Below are 17,084 nucleotides of genomic sequence, written 5' to 3'. Positions count from 1 at the left end.
AGAAATTCGTCCCTTTTCTTTTTGTGTATATCAGAAAAAAGTATTATTTTTGCGCCCTGATTAAAATAAGTAAACTAAAAATTAAAATCTATGGGATTTTTGAAAGAATTTAAAGAGTTTGCCGTAAAGGGCAACGTAGTTGATTTGGCAATAGGTGTTATCATTGGTGCGGCTTTTGGAGCTATTGTATCATCATTGGTAGCCGATGTAATTACGCCTTTGTTATTAACTCCTGCACTAAAAGCAGCACAAGTAGACAAATTGGACGCTCTTATTTGGAACGGGGTGGCTTATGGTAAGTTTCTTGCGGCTGTAATCAACTTTGTGTTTGTAGCTTTTGTATTGTTTATGCTTGTAAAAGGTATCAATAAACTAAAGAAAAAACAAGAGGAAGCACCAGCAGCTCCTGCAGGTCCTACACAAGAAGAGCTATTGGCTGAAATCAGAGATTTATTGAAGAATAAATAAGAAAGACTCGTGTAACCGCTATGCTACACATTTCAAGTTTAACTAAACCACGCTTAACGGCGTGGTATTTTTTTTGTTAAAATGTAATGTTTTCTTTGAAATTAAAGATGCTTTTTTTACTTTTGCCCCAATAATAATTTTTAGCTTATGGAAAAAAATGTAGATTTGAAAAGTATCGTACTGAAGTACGGTCTTTTCTTAGGGTTGGCGTCAATAGCGTTTCACGTATTGCAATACGTTACTGATTTGCTATACACTGATGAGTTTGCTGTATCTGCCTTGCTATTGGTTGTATGGGTTGTGATTTCGGCAGCAATTTTGGTAGCGGCACTTGAACAGTACAAAAAAGATAATGGAGGCTTACTTACAGTGGGCGATGGGGCTAAAGTAGGTGTTTTGGCTGGGCTTATAGCTGGGGTGCTATATGGAGGTTATATGCTGTTATATACCAACGTGTTAGACCCTAACTATTACGATAAAGTAGTGGATTTGGCAATGAAACAAATGAGTGCTTTTGCGGGGAGTATGTCGGAAGAGCAATTTGAAACAGTTCGTGAGGCTTTGTATCTTAGAAAACCTTCTGATGTAGCTAATTTTATTTCAGCTTTCATAACTTCTATTGTTTGTGGTGTTATTTTAGGGGTTATTATAGGGGCTATTAAAAAGAGTAAACCGATTAGATAATTTATTGATTATCAGTGTAATAAACTTTGTCAAACTTTGAAATTAACATCCCCCCTTCCCCCCTTCAAAAGGGGGGGGATGTTGAAAAAAACTTTTTAGACAGCCTCTTTTTATTTATTGGTGTGCCATTGCTTCTTTGATGTGGGGTACTTCGGCTCCTATATCGCCTGCTCCTACTGCTAATAGTAATTTAGGGCGTTTTTGCTGTAATAGAGGTATTAGATCCTCTTTTGTTGTTAAACATTTCTTTGGGGAAGTAATTTTATTTAATAACACCTCGGAGGTAATGCCCTCTATAGGCAGCTCGCGCGCTGGATAAATATCTAATAGGATAACTTCATCAAATTGTGATAAGCTTTTTGCAAAATCATCCATAAAATCGCGGGTGCGAGTGAAAAGGTGTGGCTGGAAGATAATCGTTTTGGGAGTGTGGGGGTACATTTCGGCTACAGCTTGGTATAAAGCGTTTATCTCGGAAGGATGATGTGCATAATCATCAATAAATACAAAGTCTTTTTCTTTTACAATATACGAAAAACGTCTTTTTACTCCTTTAAAAGTAGCTAAATGAGGTAGCAACTGCTCGGCATCAAAACCACCTTTCACTGCCATTGAAACAGCAACAAGCGCATTGAGCAGGTTGTGCCTACCTGGTTTGGCAAAAGTATAATCGCGGTAGGTTTTGTCTTGATAATGAAAATCGAAGTGGTAGATGCCGTCTATAACACGGATATTTCTAAAAGTATAATCGGCATCGTCATCTAAGCCGTAAGTTTCGTACTCAAGCCCTTCAATTGTAAGTCCGTTGCGCAATATAAGGCTCCCTCCTTTCTTTATTTTTTTAGCAAATTCGCCAAAACCTTCTATTAAATGAGCTGCATCGCCATAAATATCCAGATGGTCTGCGTCCATTGAGGTAATACAAGCAATATTGGGCGATAAGCGCAAAAATGAGCGGTCAAACTCATCGGCTTCTACTACGGTGTAATCACTTCCTTTGATAATGATATTACTATTGAAATTTTCGGCTATTCCTCCTAAAAAGGCACTTACTGAAGTCCCACTTTCTACTAATATGTGGGCAAGAATACTACTTGTAGTGGTTTTGCCGTGTGTGCCTGCTACAGCAAAGCAAAAGCTATCATTGGTAACGTGCCCTAATACTTCGGAACGTTTCAGTACTTGGTAACCATTTTGCTGGAAGTAGCATAATTCGCTGTGGTTTTTAGGAATAGCGGGGGTATAGACTACCAATGTATTTTCGGGGTTCTTAAAGGCTAAGGGGATAGCATTTACATCGTCTGTAAAATGTACTGCAATACCTTCTTGTATTAAGCTGTCTGTAATTTCGGTAGGGGTACGGTCGTAGCCTGCTACTATTTTTCCTTTCAGCTTAAAATATCGGGCTAATGCGGACATTCCTATACCACCTATACCTACAAAATAAATATTTTCTATCATTGTTATGATTAATTTATGGGATTGTTATTAGAATCGTATTTTTGAGTTTTATTGGTTTTACCATCGGTAATTGTGTAATACTCTAACTGACCATTTTTGTAATAATAATTGCTTATTTTTATTCCTTGTAGTCCTCTACTTTCGCAGTTTTTGAGTGTAATAACTCCTTTTTCGTATATTTCTTTGCAATTACCTTTATCGTTAATGTACCATTTTTCAATAATATTACCTTCGGGGTCGTATTTTACGGCACTTTTGCTTTCAATTAGCTCCATTTTGGGTTTGCCATTTTGGTAATATTCTTTGGTTGTTTTTTTGATATGGTCTTCAATTTTACTTACGTTTCCGTTTTTGTGGTAAGTAGTTACAACTTGGTCTGAACCTTCTTTTAAATTTGTATGTATTTCTATTTTTTGGGCTATATTTCCCTCGTGGTTATACACCACTCCCTCTATGAGGTTTCCTTTGAAGACATTTTTTTTGCGCAAGCGTCCTTCGGGGGTAAAGAGGTGAATTTCGGCAAGGCGACCATTATTGAATATGTAGGTAGAGGCTATATTACGTTTTTTATTGAGGTATTTACCTTCGCCTATCAGCAATCCGCCGTTGCCTACTTCAAATTCAAATTGATGTTCGTCATTATCAATGATATATTTACCTTTTTGTAATGAAGCGCGCTTGCTTACGTAGGCTTGTTGCATCATTTCGTTGCTAATATTTCCTACATTTCCTTTCTTCATTAGCAATTGCAACTGCTGATATTGCTCATAATTTACATATTCTTTTATTTCGACTATGCCGTGCTTGAATGCATCGCTTTTAGTATCAACATAATAAGAAGGCTTGAGAGTGGTTTGTGCTATTCCTCCCCACGATATTATTGTTGTTATTAAAAATATGAACTTTTTCATAGGCAATTGTTTTTAGGGTTATAAATTTCTAATGCTGGTATGCCAATATGGTATCTACGATTTCTTTGGTAGCATTGGGTTGTGCGAGCAGGCGTATATGGGCTGCTAAGCTAGCTTGTTGTTGCTCGCTGTTGATAAGGTTTGTAAATGTATCGGCAAATAGTGTGCCCAACTCGTTTTCTCGGAGTAAAATTGCGGCTTGTTTGTTGGCTATGGTTTGTGCGTTTTTGGTTTGGTGATCTTCAGCCACATTGGGTGAAGGTATGAATATCACGGGTTTACCTACCACACATAGCTCGCTAACGGAGCTTGCTCCTGCACGCGAAATAATCACATCGGCTAAGGCGTATGCCCATTCCATATGGTCTATAAAAGCGTGTACTTTCACTTGCTGACTATCGTATTTTTTATATTCATCGTAATAAAGCTTACCGCACTGCCAAAGCACTTGTACGCCTAATTCAGCAAATAGAGGCAGGTGTTCTTCTACGAGCTGGTTGATACGTCTTGCTCCTAAACTTCCACCAAGTACTAAGAGTGTTTTTTTATCGGGGTTTAGAGCGAAGGCTTCTAATGCTTGTGGCAAGTGTTGTTGTACGTGCAAAAGTCCTTCGCGTATGGGGTTGCCTGTTTTTACTATTTTTTCTTTAGGGAAAAACTTCTCCATATCATCATAGGCTACGCATATTTTTTTGGCTTGCTTGGCGAGCATTTTGTTAGTAATTCCTGCGTATGAATTTTGCTCTTGTATGAAAGTAGGAATGCCCATTTGTGCAGCTACTTTCACGACTGCTCCGCTGGCGAATCCTCCTGTGCCTATTACGGCATCTGGACGAAAACGTTTTATAATTTGGCGTGATTTGAACATACTGCAAATGAACTTGAGGGGAAATAGGAGATTTTGGAAGGTGAGCTTACGCTGGATACCTGCAATCCAAAGACCTTCTATAGGATACCCTGCTTGGGGTACTTTTTGCATTTCCATTCGGTCTTTAGCACCTACGAATAATATTTCGGCATCTGGGATTCGTTGTTTGAGTTCGTTGGCAATGGCAATGGCAGGGAATATATGTCCGCCAGTACCTCCTCCTGATATAATAAATTTTTTCATATTTAAATTGTTTTTTATAAGTGCGATCCGCACAGGTTTCTATCTTTTATTTAAAGTTTAGTGGAACGAGGGGGGAAGAATTCTGAATTTTGAATTTTGAATTGGGTTATTATTCTTTTGTTTTTAATTCTATGACGGTGATTTCTGGCCATACGCCTATTCTGCCGGGGAAGGCGTGGTATCCAAAGCCTCTATTGACATTGAGGTACTGCCCGTCTTCTTGGTACATACCGCCCCAGTGTTTGTAAATGTACTGAGAGGGACTCCAACGCCAGCCTGGTACTTCAATACCGCACTGCATACCGTGAGTATGTCCGCTAAGAGTAAGAGCGATATCTTTGTGCTGTGGCTGCACGATATCTTCCCAATGGGTAGGGTCGTGGGTCATCAGTATTTTGAAATCATCGGCGGCGATGCCTTGCATTGCTTTGGTGAGGTCGCCGTATTTGGAGAACCTGCCGTGTCCCCAATTTTCAACCCCTATAAGGGCTATACGCTCGCCATTGCGGTGCAAATAGGTGTGAGTATTGAGGAGGAGTTTCCAACCCATTTCTTCTTCTAACTTATGTAATTGTTCTATGTTGGCTTGTTTGGCTTCGGGAGATTCCCAAGATGAATAGTCGCCGTAGTCGTGATTGCCCATAATGGCATAGATGCCGCTGGGTGCGTGTAACTGACTGAAAAGGGATTGCCAAGGCAAGAGTTCTTCGGAGAGGTTGTTCACCAAGTCGCCTGTGAAGAGTATCACATCGCTTTGTTGTGCATTGATGAGTTCTACCCCGTAGCGTATCTTGTCGTAATTATCAAAACTACCACAATGAATATCGGATATTTGGGTGATGCGATAGCCATCAAAAGCTTTTGGAAGATTGGGAAAATAGAGTGTGTATTTCAGTACTTTGTAGTTGTATTTTCCTTGGAAGATTGCATACAGAAGGCTTGCAAAGGGTATGGCTGCTAATCCCCAGCCTAAGGCACTGACAAATTTGCGGCGTGAGGGCATATGGGAGGTATTGCCTCTTTTTTTGGTAAATAGCCACCTCAGCAGCCGGGTTATATCTTCGGCAAAGAGGACTATGCTGGTTACTAAATTGACAATAAACCAGATGAGGAAGGCTGCTACGGCATATTGCTGTGGAGCACTCCAGACGGTCTTGCCTTTGCCAAACCAATGATATGCCATTAGTACAATGATGGCTATGGTGATTGTTGCATAAGTATAGCGCAGCCAGCGGGGTGCTTTAAGCGTTTTGAGGCTCTTGCTGGCGTAGTAAGCTAATAGGAAGTAGAGAACGAAAATGCTTACTAAGAATGTGATGATTTGATAACGTGTCAAAATATAAAAAATAAATTAATCTGCTGCAAAAGTACGAATTATTTTTATTTTTTGTTACCTTTGCGGCAGATTATTAGTGAAAATGAATAAACAAGACTTACAACAGAAGTGGGATACTTTGCCTGAAAACAACCTGATGCGGCTGTGGCAAATGGAGATTGCGGAAGTGGGCGAAGACTACCTTGTGATGACGATGCCTGTAACGGATAAGGTTACGCAAATAGATGGGGTGCTACACGGGGGTGCTACTCTTGCTCTTGCCGAAACAGCAGGGAGTGTGGCTGCTTTCTTATTACACCGAAAACCCAATGAGCAAATACGGGGTATTGAGCTGAGTGCAAACCATCTGCGTTCTGGGAAAATAGGCGACACTCTTTTCGCTACTGCAAAATGCATCAATGCGGGGCGCACGCTACAATTGTGGGAAATCAATATTACAAACCAAGATAACAAACTTATCTCTTATTGTAAATTTACAACTATTAAAATATGACTCAATTCATAAAACTTTACAACGAAAATCCTAACGAAAAGGAGATTGCTAAAATCGTAGAGGTATTGCGCGATGGGGGGCTTATTATCTATCCTACAGATACAGTTTACGGATTAGGTTGCGACATTACAAATACTAAGGCTTTGGAAAAGATAGCTCGCATTAAAGGGGTGAAATTGGAAAAGGCTAATTTTTCATTTGTGTGTTCTAGCTTGAAGAATCTTTCGGATTATGTGAAACAAATAGATAGTAGTACTTTTAAACTGCTAAAACGTGCGCTGCCTGGTCCTTATACTTTTATTATGCAGGGCAATAACAATTTGCCTAAGGATTTTAAGAAGAAAAAAACAGTGGGTATTCGCGTACCTGATAATGCTATTGCGCAGCTGATTGTGGAGCGGCTGGGCAATCCTATCGTATCTACTTCTATTTACGATGAAGATGATGTTATAGAATACACTACCGACCCTGAGCTTATCTATGAGAAGTGGCAAAATAAGGTGGATATTGTTATTGATGGGGGGTATGGTGATAATGTGGCTTCTACGGTTATAGACCTTTCGGGCGATGTGCCTGTGGTGGTGCGTGAGGGCAAGGGGGATATTTCGGTAGTTGGTTAGGGACAAGGTAAAAAAACTTTGGCAAACTTTGAAAGTTTGCCAAAGTATGTGGTGTAATTGTAATAAAAATTTTATAAGGCTTAATCACTACACAATATAAATATAACGGGGGTGCCGTCATCTTCATAACCCTGTAGCTCGAAACCATTAAAGAAGATGCGTTTGCCTAAATATTTATTGTGCAGTGTGTTGTGCATAAAGAATAGCAGTTCTAATGCTCCTATGGTAACGCCATCGCCGCTTTCGTGCTGTGCTACTATGTGTACATCGTAAAAGCCTTCGGCATCGGGCGTTCCTTCGGTAAGGGCGTTTTCATTGGTGAGGAACTCAAAACTGTTTAGTACGCCTACATCTTTTATCTGTGCCTGATAAAGTACCTTTACACGTGGTGAAAGGAATAGAGTGCCAAAGGGATTGAAATCTTCTAAATCATTTCCTACATCGTCATTATAACGCTTAAAAGCTTCGTAAAAATCCGCCATATTGTAATAAGGCTCTTGGGTGAATGCCCACTGCACCTTGTCTAAACGAGAAGCATCTATCATAGGCTCATAGTTGGCACATAGATTGGCTCGTGAAGGAGTGCCTATGATAAAGTCGTTTAGCTGTTTGTCATTTTCTAATAATGACAATAGTTCTTCTTCATCATTATCCCAGCGGTATAACATTTCTTCGGTATAAATAGGCACAAAGGTATTGAACAAGACAAACTTGTGCTTGCTTATATTACAACAAAGTTCTTCGCCGTCATTATCTAAAGTAGGTACAGCCAAGAGGAAAGCAAATTTATCGGATTTTAGTGTTCCGTTTTCTACTAATACAGTATGACCTCTGCTGATGAAGAGCCCTTGTTCTAAAGATATTTGTACTACTTTTTTTATCCATTCTATAGGTTTGCGGTGTTCTTCAGCTGTACTTTCGCTGTTCCAAGTGGGAGGCAAGTGCATTACCATTTCACAGATTACAGTTTCATCGTCTCCTGCAAGTATGTTCATAGGGTAATCGCCCATATCTTTGGTTACAAGAGTGTAATAGTTGTGTTGGGCAGTAGGAGCTACTACTAAGATGTCGCACCACACATCGGGGGCTAACTCTTCGTGTAGTACTTTGCTTACCTTGCCAAACTTTTTCTTTATGAAATGTTCTACCGTTATCTTTTCTTCTTTGGAATAAACAGGTATCTCTTCTAAATGATCGGCGGGGATGATAAGGTCATCGGTTTCTTCGTTATATTGGAAGAGTCCGTTTTTGATGTTTCTTATAAAGTAATCAAACCAGTCTTGAAGATCATCGGCTAATATGGTAATGCTACATTTGGTGAGGTCTTTGGCTATCACTATTGCCATTATTTGTCCATAGGTGCCTTCTGAGTCATTATCAAGGTCGGTACAAATGTAGCTTAGTATTTCATCTTTATCTTCATCGCCGATGCGCACGCTGATGATAGGCAGCCATTTGGGGTTGTATAATTGGTTTTTCACAACGCCTTTGGGTACTGAGGGCATTGTTACTTGCTGCCAATTTTTGCCGTAGTGGGTAAGCACAAAGTTAAGCCACTCTTGTTGTAAGGGTTCTATTTCGTTTATAGCAACGAAGGTATGTCTGCCAAAGAAGAAAGTAGTACCAGGTTCTTGTCCGTCAAAAGTACGGTGTAGCTGTTTAAAGTTTTCGGGGAAGAGAAATTGTAAGCGTTTTTCGAGGGTGTCTATTGATTTTTTGGTAGCTTTGGTACGTAGCTTTTTCAGCATTTGGGGTGCGTATTCTTGTAGGGTATTGATGAAGCGTTCTAATACGAACTCTATTCCGCCCTGTCCTCCTTCCATTACTTCGCTTAGAGAAAGGTTTTTCTCTTCGGCTATGGCAATAAAGTTGAGGAGTTCTTGGGTAGTACCACCCCATTGTGAAATATCTTTTTGCAAGTAATATTTTGCATTGGGCAAATCACCTAAGAAAAAGTAGGAATAGCCGATGCGGTAGTTCCAAGAGTCGGTATTGCCTAATTCGGGTTCTATATATTTAAATACTTCTATAGCGCGGCGCAAATAGTGTTTGTTTTCTTCGGTAGGGTTTAGCCAATAAAGGTTGTTATAGGCACGCCCGAGCTCGTTGAGCACTTCGGGGGTTTTATCTTCTACTGATAGGCTTTCTATAAAATCTACTACGGCTTGTATGTCGTCTTCATCACTCCATACTTCTATTTTTTTTAAAATTTGTTGTTCGGTCATAACACTATTTTTATCAAGCCACAAAGGTAAGTATTATTTTTTAATAATTTGTGTTTTTGAGCGAAAAACTGAGGGTATTAAAAAACTTTGGCAAAGTTCAAGACTTTTGAACTTTGCCAAAGTGTGGGGTACAAAAAGAGGGTTGATAGGGTTACTATTTGCCTATGGCTTTTATTGTCCTAAAATTTGCGCTCCATTGTTCGTTCTCTTGGTAGGCTTGCAAAGCACTTTCGGGGACATACAATTCGCGTTTTTGCTTGATAGTTACATTGCCAGCAAAAGTATTTCCGTAAATAACAGGAGGAGTTGGGTTTAGCACTGTTATTTTCTTCAGTTCATTATTGTTCATAAACGCCATACGTCCAATGCGTTCTACTGTTGCAGGAAGCGTTAGCTCTTCGAGTCCGCAGCTGATGAAAGCCTGTTCTTCTATTTGTTGCACTTCTTTTAGTACGATTTTTTTGAGATTGGCAGCAGCGCGAAAAGCTTGTTTTCCTATGCGTTTTACATTGGGCATTTCCACTGAGGTAATTTCTCTGTTACTCATAAATACCTCATCGTCTATTGCCGTAGCTTTAGCAGGAATTTTTATAGCTCCTGAAGGTATTTCGGCACCTTCTTTTAGTGTTAAAATCACCTCACCCCCACTCTCTTGTAGTTCAAAAGGTGAAGCTTCTACAATAAGTCCTATCTCAAAGGTTTTACTCTGGCTATCGCTTACTACTATAGTAGCTGTTCCTTCTGCTATAGCTGTAATTTGTACCGAAACACTTGTAGTACCTGTTACTACAGCGGTAGCGATGTTGCTATTGGTAACTGTTACTGTATAGGCAGGATTTCCGCTTTCTATTACCACCCAGTCTTCCTCGCCTTCGGTTATGGTGAGGGTTGTTGTACTCAGCTTAAGGTCATATACCTGTTTGGCAGGTGGTGGGGTAGGTTGCGGTTGCTCGGTTGGTTTGTCTTTTTGGCAAGAGAGCAAGCTCAAGCCAACAAAGAGTATTACGTATAGCAAATTATCCTTTTTCATTGTTTATTGTATTTCTTTGATTTCACTAAAACTACTGCTGAAAGCCTCTACGTCTTCGTAAGCTCCTTTTTTACCACGAGGCACCCAAAGTACTGCATCTTCGGCAATACCATCAAAAGCATCACTTTCTACTGTAGGTGGTACATTCATATTGCAACGTACTTCTTTTAGCTTGTCACATTCGGCAAAAGCCATACTTTTAATTTTGGTAACCTTTTTCAAAAGTACTTTGGTAAGGTTACGGCTACTATGCAAAGCACCTTCGCCTATGATTTTCACATTGTTAAAATCTACTGAACTAACACTGCTGTATTCTAAAGTATTATCGGCTAAGACTGTACCACGTGCTGGCAGTACTATATTACCACTAATAGCTGAAGCTGAACCTTTTACTTCTATCACACGCTCATTTTTGTAGTCCTCTTCTTCGATATCCTCACCTTCTACTATATCAAAAAGGTCATCGGTACTTACTGCTTTTACAGTTACCATTATGAAAGCTTGTTTAGCCTGGTCATCGCCTACGGTTACCTTGGTAGTGCCTGCACCCACTCCTGTAATACGTACTTTATTGCCTCCTATTATTTGGGCAGTGGCTACGCTTGAGTTTATGACTGATACTGTATAAGGAGCGGTTCCTTTTACAATAGCTACTTCAGCAGTAGCACCTACATTTACTTCTACATTAGCTTTGGCAAGCTCTAAATCAGTACCTTTTACAGTAACGATAATTTCAACTGTTTTATCTTGGCTGTCTTTTACGGTTACTGATGTTTCGCCTGCTGCCTTTCCTGTAATACGCACAGTGCTACCTACTATTGCTACTTGCACTTTGGTATCGTCATACATTGGCGCGCTGTAGCCACCATTACCACTACGAATAGCCACTTCGGCAGTAGCTCCTACGTTTACTTCCACTTCGGTTTTATCTACTGTTAGGTTGTAGGGTTTTACTACTACTACTATTTCTACTTGTTTATTGGCACTGTCTTTTACAGTTACCTTAGCAGTACCTGCGGCTTTAGCAGTGATGCGTATGCCATTGCCTTCTATTTGTGCCGTTACTTTGTTATTATCTTCGGAAACTGCTGTATAACCACCATTACCATTGGTAATTGCCACTAATGTATTTGCTCCTGCATTTAGCTCTACTCTCATTTTTTCTACAGTAAGATTACGAGGGCTCACAGTTACACTGATTTCGGCAGTTTTGTTTTGGCTGTCTTTTACAGTTACTTTGGTAGTACCCGCAGCTTTGGCTTCAATACGCACTTTGTTATTTACTACTGAAGCAGTAACCTTGCTGTTATCGGCTACCTGAACGGTATAGCCACTATTACCACTAAAAATTGCTACTTCGGCAGTAGTGCCTGCGTTGATAGTAAGGGCATTTCTTTCAAGTGATAAATTAAAAGGATTGATTGTAACGGTAATTTCGGCAGTTTTGTTTTGGCTGTCTTTTACGGTTACTTTGGTAGTACCTGCAGCTTTGCCTTCAATACGCACTTTGTTGCCTACAATAGTAGCTGTTGCTTTGCTGTTATCGGCTACTTGTAGCGTATAATTGTCGTTACCTGCTGTAATTGCTACTTCGGCAGTAGTGCCTGCATTGATAGTAAGCGTAGTTCTTTCAAGCGTCAAAGCGCGTGCTCTTATAGTAACGGTAATTTCGGCAGTTTTGTTTTGGCTGTCCTTTACGGTTACTTTTGTAGTACCTGCGGCTTTGCCTTCAATACGCACTTTGTTGCCTACAATGGTAGCGGTAACTTTGCTGTTATCGGCTACTTGTAGAGTATAGTTTCCATTGCCGTTAGTGATACTTACTTCGGCAGTGTCATCAGGGTTCAGTTCTACTGCATTTCTTTCAAGCGTTAAAGAGAAGGCATTTACAGTAACTGTGATTTCGGCAGTTTTATTTTGACCATCTTTTACAGTTACTTTGGTAGTACCTGCGGCTTTGCCTTCAATACGCACTTTGTTATTTACTACTGAAGCGGTAACTTTGCTGTTATCGGCTACTTGCACGGTATAGCCACCATTACCACTAAAAATTGCTACTTCGGCAGTAGTGCCTGCATTGATAGTAAGGGCGGTTCTTTCAAGCGTCAAAGCGCGTGCTCTTACAGTAACGGTAATTTCGGCAGTTTTGTTTTGGCTGTCCTTTACGGTTACTTTGGTAGTGCCTGCGGCTTTGCCTTCAATACGCACTTTATTACCTACAATAGTAGCTATTGCTTTGCTGTTATCGGCTACTTGCAGAGTATAGTTTCCATTGCCGTTAGTGATACTTACTTCGGCAGTGTCATCAGGGTTTAGTTCTACTGCATTTCTTTCAAGCGTTAAAGAGAAGGCATTTACATTAACTGTGATTTCAGCAGTTTTGTTTTGGTTGTCTTTTACGATTACTTTGGTAGTACCTGCGGCTTTGCCTTCAATACGCACTTTGTTATTTACTACTGAAGCGGTAACTTTGCTGTTATCGGCTACTTGCACGGTATAGCCACCATTACCACTAAAAATTGCAACTTCGGCAGTAGTGCCTGCATTGATAGTAAGGGCGGTTCTTTCAAGCGATAAACCGCGTGGTTTTACTGTAACTGTAATTTCAGCAGTTTTGTTTTGGCTGTCTTTTACGGTTACTTTGGTAGTACCTGCTGCTTTGCCTTCAATACGCACTTTATCACCTACAATAGTAGCTGTTGCTTTGCTGTTATCAGCTACTTGTAGCGTATAATTGCCGTTACCTGCTGTAATTGCTACTTCCACAGCGGCATCGGCATTTACTTCTACTGCATTTCTTTCAAGTGTTAAAGAAAAAGCATTTACTGTAACTGTGATTTCAGCAGTTTTGTTTTGGCTGTCTTTTACAGTTACTTTGGTAGTACCTGCGGCTTTGGCTTCAATACGCACTTTGTTATTTACTACTGAAGCGGTAACTTTGCTATTATCGGCTACCTGAACGGTATAGCCACCATTACCACTAAAAATTGCAACTTCGGCAGTAGTGCCTGCATTGATAGTAAGGGCGGTTCTTTCAAGCGATAAACCACGTGGTTTTACAGTAACTATGATTTCGGCAGTTTTGTTTTGGCTGTCTTTTACGGTTACTTTGGTAGTACCTGCGGCTTTGCCTTCAATACGCACTTTATCGCCTACAATAGTAGCTGTTGCTTTGCTGTTATCGGCTACCTGAGCGGTATAGTCACCATTACCACTGCGGATAGCTACTTCCACAGCGGCATCGGCATTTACTTCTACAGTTGTTTTTTCGAGTGCCAAAGAAAGTGCATTTACAGTAACCGAAAGTTCAGCAGTTTTGTCATCGGCATCTTTTACTGTAATTTTGGTAGTACCTACCCCTACTCCTGTAACCGTAACTGTAGTACCACTGACTGTTGCTGCAGCTACAGCAGTATCGGCAACACTGACGGTGTAAGAACCATTACCGCTGACGATGGCTACTGCTACTTTTTCGCCTTTGGTAAGTGCTACTGTAGCTACTGAAAGCGCAAGTGGCTGGCTCTCTACCGTTACACTAAAGGTTTGTACTTTTTCGCTCACGAGGTCTTTTACAGTAACTAAAGCGTTACCTTTGCTGATAGCCTCGATGGTAAGCAAGTTGTTGGCTATTGTGGCTGTAGCTATGGCAGCATCGGTAGTAGCCACTTTATAGTCATTACCAAAGGAGATCGTTCGCGTAGCTGTATTGCCTTTTAGCAGGGTGATATGTTCGCCAGGTACTACTAGGTCGAGTACCTTTACGCTAATATCGGCAGTGTGGTTTTTGGCATCGCTTACGGTTACTGTAGCAAGTCCTTCGGCAAGGGCAGTAATGGTAAGTTCGTTATTTACTAAGGTGACTGTAGCCTTAGTAATATCGCTGGAAGTAGCTGTATAAGTACCGTTACCTGTTTTGATAGCTACTTTTTCATATTCACCTACTTTGAGAGTAAGTGAGGTTTTAGCCAAAGTGAGATTGGCAGTTTCATCTTGCGTTTCTTCTTCTTTTTTGCAAGATGTGAATAGCAGGGTAATAATAGCAAGTCCTGCTGTTAATAATTTGAAGGTTTTCATAAAGACGTATAAAATTAATTTAAAATCGGTGCAAAGATAATTCTTATTTATAAATAGGCAAAATAAATAGTAGCTTTTTTTTCGTTTATTATTGTTGGGGGGAATTCTTCGCTTATCCTTCGCTCAACCTTCGCTCAACCTTCGCTCAGAAGAATTTTGAATTTTGAATTTGTGGGACAGGTAGGACTTGTAAGACGGGTGGGACGGGTGGGGAATTTTGAATTTTGAATTTTGAATTGGGCACAAGCTGCAAGTTTGCGCCAGCGGGGAGAATGGGAAGTGAAATTTGCTAATTCAAAAATAAAGTTGTACTTTTGTAGCATCAAAATTTATACGTTTTAACCAATGAAAACAGATGAAATAAAAGACCTTTTTAAAAAATTTGAAGAGGCAGCGCAGCAAATAGAAGATATTGAATGCTGGAGCGCAAGAGAATTGCAAACCCTTTTGGGATATGCACAATGGCGTAATTTTGAATTAATTATTCAAAAAGCAAAAGTAACTTGCGAAGGTGCAGGTGAAAAAGTAGCCTATCATTTTGCTGACGTCAGCAAAATGATAACTTTAGCTAAAGGTGCTGAAAGACAGATAGATGACATTCTTCTCATGCTTATTGATAGAGGTATCACTCCCGAAAAACTACCGCCTGCCGAAGATATCAAGAAAGTACAACGCAAACTTAGTACTGAAGAGAAAAAATTGTTAAATAATCGCTAATCACTATAAAACTAAGGATTAAATAAATGATATATGAAATTTGTGCCAACTCATATGAGTCGGCTAAGAATGCTGAAGCTGCGGGTGCTACTCGCATAGAATTGTGTAGCGAATTGGGGGTGGGTGGTATTACCCCCAGCTACGGATTGATAAAAAAAGTAATGGACGAGCTGAGCATTGGTAATTGTGTCCTGATACGTCCGCGTAGTGGTGATTTTACCTATAGCGAAGAGGAATTTGACGTGATGCTGCGGGATATTGTTCTTTGTCGTGAATTGGGCTGCCAAGGGGTGGTAACAGGGGTATTATTACACGACAATACCATAGATGTGGAGCGTACGGCTAAGCTGAAAGAAGCGGCAGGCACTATGGAATTTATCTATCACCGTGCTTTTGACTGTACTCCTGACCCTATAGCGGCAATAAAAACGCTTAAAAAATTGGGGGTAGACCGCATTCTGAGCTCTGGAGGTAAAAAATCGGCGATTGAGGGGCTTCCTTTGCTGAAAGAACTACAGCGCATAGGCAATGGGAAACCTATGATTATGCCCGGTGGGGGTATTAATGCTGAAAGTATTGTGCAAATAAAAGCGGCAGGCTTTAGCGAAGTACACTTTTCGGGTATGGTATTGGGGTCTACTGGGATTAAGCTACCTTTTTCGTTTATGACAGAACGCTTTCTGGACGAAGAAAAGCGTGGGGTTTCTGACAGGGAAATCATACGAAAAATAATGGGTAATGGTTGATTATTAGAAAATCGGGTAATGGGCTAAAATGGGATTTTACAGAAAAAACAGTGGAAAAACTTGTTATATCATAAAAAAGTTGTATCTTTGCGCCCGAATTAATAACGAGGTCGAGCACCTCACAAATTAAATTTTTTTATGCCAGTAAAAATTAGATTACAACGTCACGGTAAAAAAGGCAAGCCATTCTATTGGATTGTAGCTGCCAACTCACGCTCTAAACGCGATGGTAAATTCCTTGAAAAATTGGGTACTTACAACCCAATTAGCAATCCTGCACAAATAGAGCTAAATGTGGATGCTGCTGTACAATGGTTGAAAAACGGAGCACAGCCTACAGATACTGCACGCCGTATTTTATCGTACAAAGGGGTATTATTAAAACATCACTTATTGGGTGGTGTAGCTAAAGGAGCGCTTACTGAAGAACAAGCTGAAGCAAAATTCAATGCTTGGCTAGAAGCTAAAAACAACAAAGTATCTTCTAAAGAAGAACGTTTGGCTAAAGAGAAAGCAGCTGCGAAAGCTAAAGCCTTAGACGCTGAAAAAGAAACAAACGAAAAACGTAAAAACGATGCAGCTGCAAAAGCTGCTGAGGCTGCTGCTGCCGCTACAGCTGAACAAGCTGAAGGAGAAGCTGCTGCAGAAACACAAGAAACTGAAGCTTAAGAATGACACTGAACGATTGTTTTTATATAGGAACAATAGTGTCTAAATTTAGCTTTAGAGGTGAAGTCTTAATCAAACTTGATTCTGATGACCCTGAAATGTATGAAGAAATGGAATCAGTGTTTATTGCTTTGGGCAATAACTTGGTTCCATTTTTTATTGAAAAAAGCACTTTGCATAAATCAGACCTATTGCGTGTAAAATTTGAGGAGGTAGATAGTGAAGCTGATGCTGAAGCCTTGCTGAAACACAAAATCTACTTGCCGCTGGAGGCACTGCCTACCCTAACGGGTAATCAATTTTATTACCACGAAGTGATTGGCTTTGAGGTAATGGATAACCAATATGGTTATGTGGGAAAAATTACAGCCATAAACGACAACACAGTGCAGCCCCTCTTTGAAGTGGAAGATGAGGCTGAACACCAAATATTAATACCTATAAACTTTCTTGATAAAATAGACCGTGAAGGGCGTAAAATTACCGTAAATACTCCTGAAGGGCTTATTGAACTATACAAGGAGGAGTAAACAAATACA

At 40.1% G+C, this 17,084-nt stretch carries 15 protein-coding genes; 8 read left to right on the top strand and 7 right to left on the bottom strand.

Annotation, left to right across the window (positions count from 1 at the left end; all coding sequences use genetic code 11):
- Positions 1 to 90: 90 nt before the first annotated feature.
- A complete protein-coding gene (gene mscL, locus J4N46_RS02640; RefSeq protein WP_009416773.1) occupies positions 91 to 468 on the top strand; it encodes a large conductance mechanosensitive channel protein MscL in 378 nt (125 codons plus the stop codon).
- Between the two features lie 147 nt (positions 469 to 615).
- Positions 616 to 1,152 (top strand): DUF4199 domain-containing protein, encoded by a 537-nt coding sequence (locus J4N46_RS02635; protein ID WP_208058057.1) that lies wholly within the window; start codon positions 616 to 618, stop codon positions 1,150 to 1,152.
- A 114-nt stretch (positions 1,153 to 1,266) separates the two neighbouring features.
- Here the strand turns inward: J4N46_RS02635 and murC are convergent, their stop codons facing one another.
- The 4 genes from murC to J4N46_RS02615 all read right to left on the bottom strand — a co-directional run bounded on the left by murC (position 1,267) and on the right by J4N46_RS02615 (position 5,818).
- Positions 1,267 to 2,613, bottom strand: coding sequence for a UDP-N-acetylmuramate--L-alanine ligase (murC, locus tag J4N46_RS02630; RefSeq protein WP_208058056.1), 1,347 nt, complete (start codon positions 2,611 to 2,613; stop codon positions 1,267 to 1,269).
- An 8-nt stretch (positions 2,614 to 2,621) separates the two neighbouring features.
- A complete protein-coding gene (locus J4N46_RS02625; RefSeq protein WP_208058055.1) occupies positions 2,622 to 3,524 on the bottom strand; it encodes a hypothetical protein in 903 nt (300 codons plus the stop codon).
- Between the two features lie 28 nt (positions 3,525 to 3,552).
- Positions 3,553 to 4,635 carry an undecaprenyldiphospho-muramoylpentapeptide beta-N-acetylglucosaminyltransferase gene (gene murG / locus J4N46_RS02620; RefSeq protein WP_208058054.1) on the bottom strand — a complete coding sequence of 361 codons (1,083 nt, stop codon included), beginning with the start codon at positions 4,633 to 4,635 and terminating at the stop codon, positions 3,553 to 3,555.
- 109 nt (positions 4,636 to 4,744) lie between these two features.
- Positions 4,745 to 5,818 (bottom strand): metallophosphoesterase, encoded by a 1,074-nt coding sequence (locus J4N46_RS02615; protein ID WP_236013657.1) that lies wholly within the window; start codon positions 5,816 to 5,818, stop codon positions 4,745 to 4,747.
- A 235-nt stretch (positions 5,819 to 6,053) separates the two neighbouring features.
- Between J4N46_RS02615 and J4N46_RS02610 the strand changes: the two genes are divergently transcribed.
- Together J4N46_RS02610 and J4N46_RS02605 are read left to right on the top strand one after the other, a co-directional pair.
- Positions 6,054 to 6,464 (top strand): PaaI family thioesterase, encoded by a 411-nt coding sequence (locus tag J4N46_RS02610; RefSeq protein ID WP_009416779.1) that lies wholly within the window; start codon positions 6,054 to 6,056, stop codon positions 6,462 to 6,464.
- Positions 6,461 to 7,084 (top strand): L-threonylcarbamoyladenylate synthase, encoded by a 624-nt coding sequence (locus J4N46_RS02605; protein WP_009416780.1) that lies wholly within the window; start codon positions 6,461 to 6,463, stop codon positions 7,082 to 7,084. The genes J4N46_RS02610 and J4N46_RS02605 overlap by 4 nt, the downstream gene beginning before the upstream one ends.
- Before the next feature lie 80 nt (positions 7,085 to 7,164).
- Here the strand turns inward: J4N46_RS02605 and J4N46_RS02600 are convergent, their stop codons facing one another.
- The 3 genes from J4N46_RS02600 to J4N46_RS02590 form a co-directional block, all read right to left on the bottom strand.
- Positions 7,165 to 9,309: a suppressor of fused domain protein gene (locus J4N46_RS02600; protein ID WP_208058053.1), complete on the bottom strand. Its 2,145-nt coding sequence runs from the start codon at positions 9,307 to 9,309 to the stop codon at positions 7,165 to 7,167.
- Between the two features lie 154 nt (positions 9,310 to 9,463).
- Positions 9,464 to 10,339 carry a leucine-rich repeat domain-containing protein gene (locus J4N46_RS02595; RefSeq protein WP_208058052.1) on the bottom strand — a complete coding sequence of 292 codons (876 nt, stop codon included), beginning with the start codon at positions 10,337 to 10,339 and terminating at the stop codon, positions 9,464 to 9,466.
- A gap of 3 nt (positions 10,340 to 10,342) precedes the next feature.
- Positions 10,343 to 14,413, bottom strand: a complete 4,071-nt coding sequence (locus tag J4N46_RS02590; RefSeq protein WP_208058051.1) for a pilus assembly protein N-terminal domain-containing protein — start codon at positions 14,411 to 14,413, stop codon at positions 10,343 to 10,345.
- Between the two features lie 345 nt (positions 14,414 to 14,758).
- Between J4N46_RS02590 and J4N46_RS02585 the strand changes: the two genes are divergently transcribed.
- The 4 genes from J4N46_RS02585 to rimM all read left to right on the top strand — a co-directional run bounded on the left by J4N46_RS02585 (position 14,759) and on the right by rimM (position 17,075).
- Positions 14,759 to 15,130, top strand: coding sequence for a hypothetical protein (locus tag J4N46_RS02585; protein ID WP_208058050.1), 372 nt, complete (start codon positions 14,759 to 14,761; stop codon positions 15,128 to 15,130).
- A gap of 26 nt (positions 15,131 to 15,156) precedes the next feature.
- Complete coding sequence (locus J4N46_RS02580) at positions 15,157 to 15,876, top strand: copper homeostasis protein CutC (protein WP_208058049.1); 720 nt, start codon at positions 15,157 to 15,159, stop codon at positions 15,874 to 15,876.
- Between the two features lie 138 nt (positions 15,877 to 16,014).
- Positions 16,015 to 16,545: a 30S ribosomal protein S16 gene (locus J4N46_RS02575; RefSeq protein ID WP_009416786.1), complete on the top strand. Its 531-nt coding sequence runs from the start codon at positions 16,015 to 16,017 to the stop codon at positions 16,543 to 16,545.
- Positions 16,546 to 16,547: 2 nt separating this feature from the next.
- Positions 16,548 to 17,075: a ribosome maturation factor RimM gene (rimM, locus tag J4N46_RS02570; protein ID WP_009416787.1), complete on the top strand. Its 528-nt coding sequence runs from the start codon at positions 16,548 to 16,550 to the stop codon at positions 17,073 to 17,075.
- The last annotated feature ends 9 nt before the right edge of the window (positions 17,076 to 17,084 follow it).

Origin of the sequence: Capnocytophaga bilenii, assembly GCF_017565765.1 — a bacterium.
In the GTDB taxonomy this organism is placed as follows: Bacteria; Bacteroidota; Bacteroidia; order Flavobacteriales; family Flavobacteriaceae; genus Capnocytophaga; species Capnocytophaga bilenii.
This window is presented reverse-complemented; position numbering and strand designations above follow the sequence as displayed.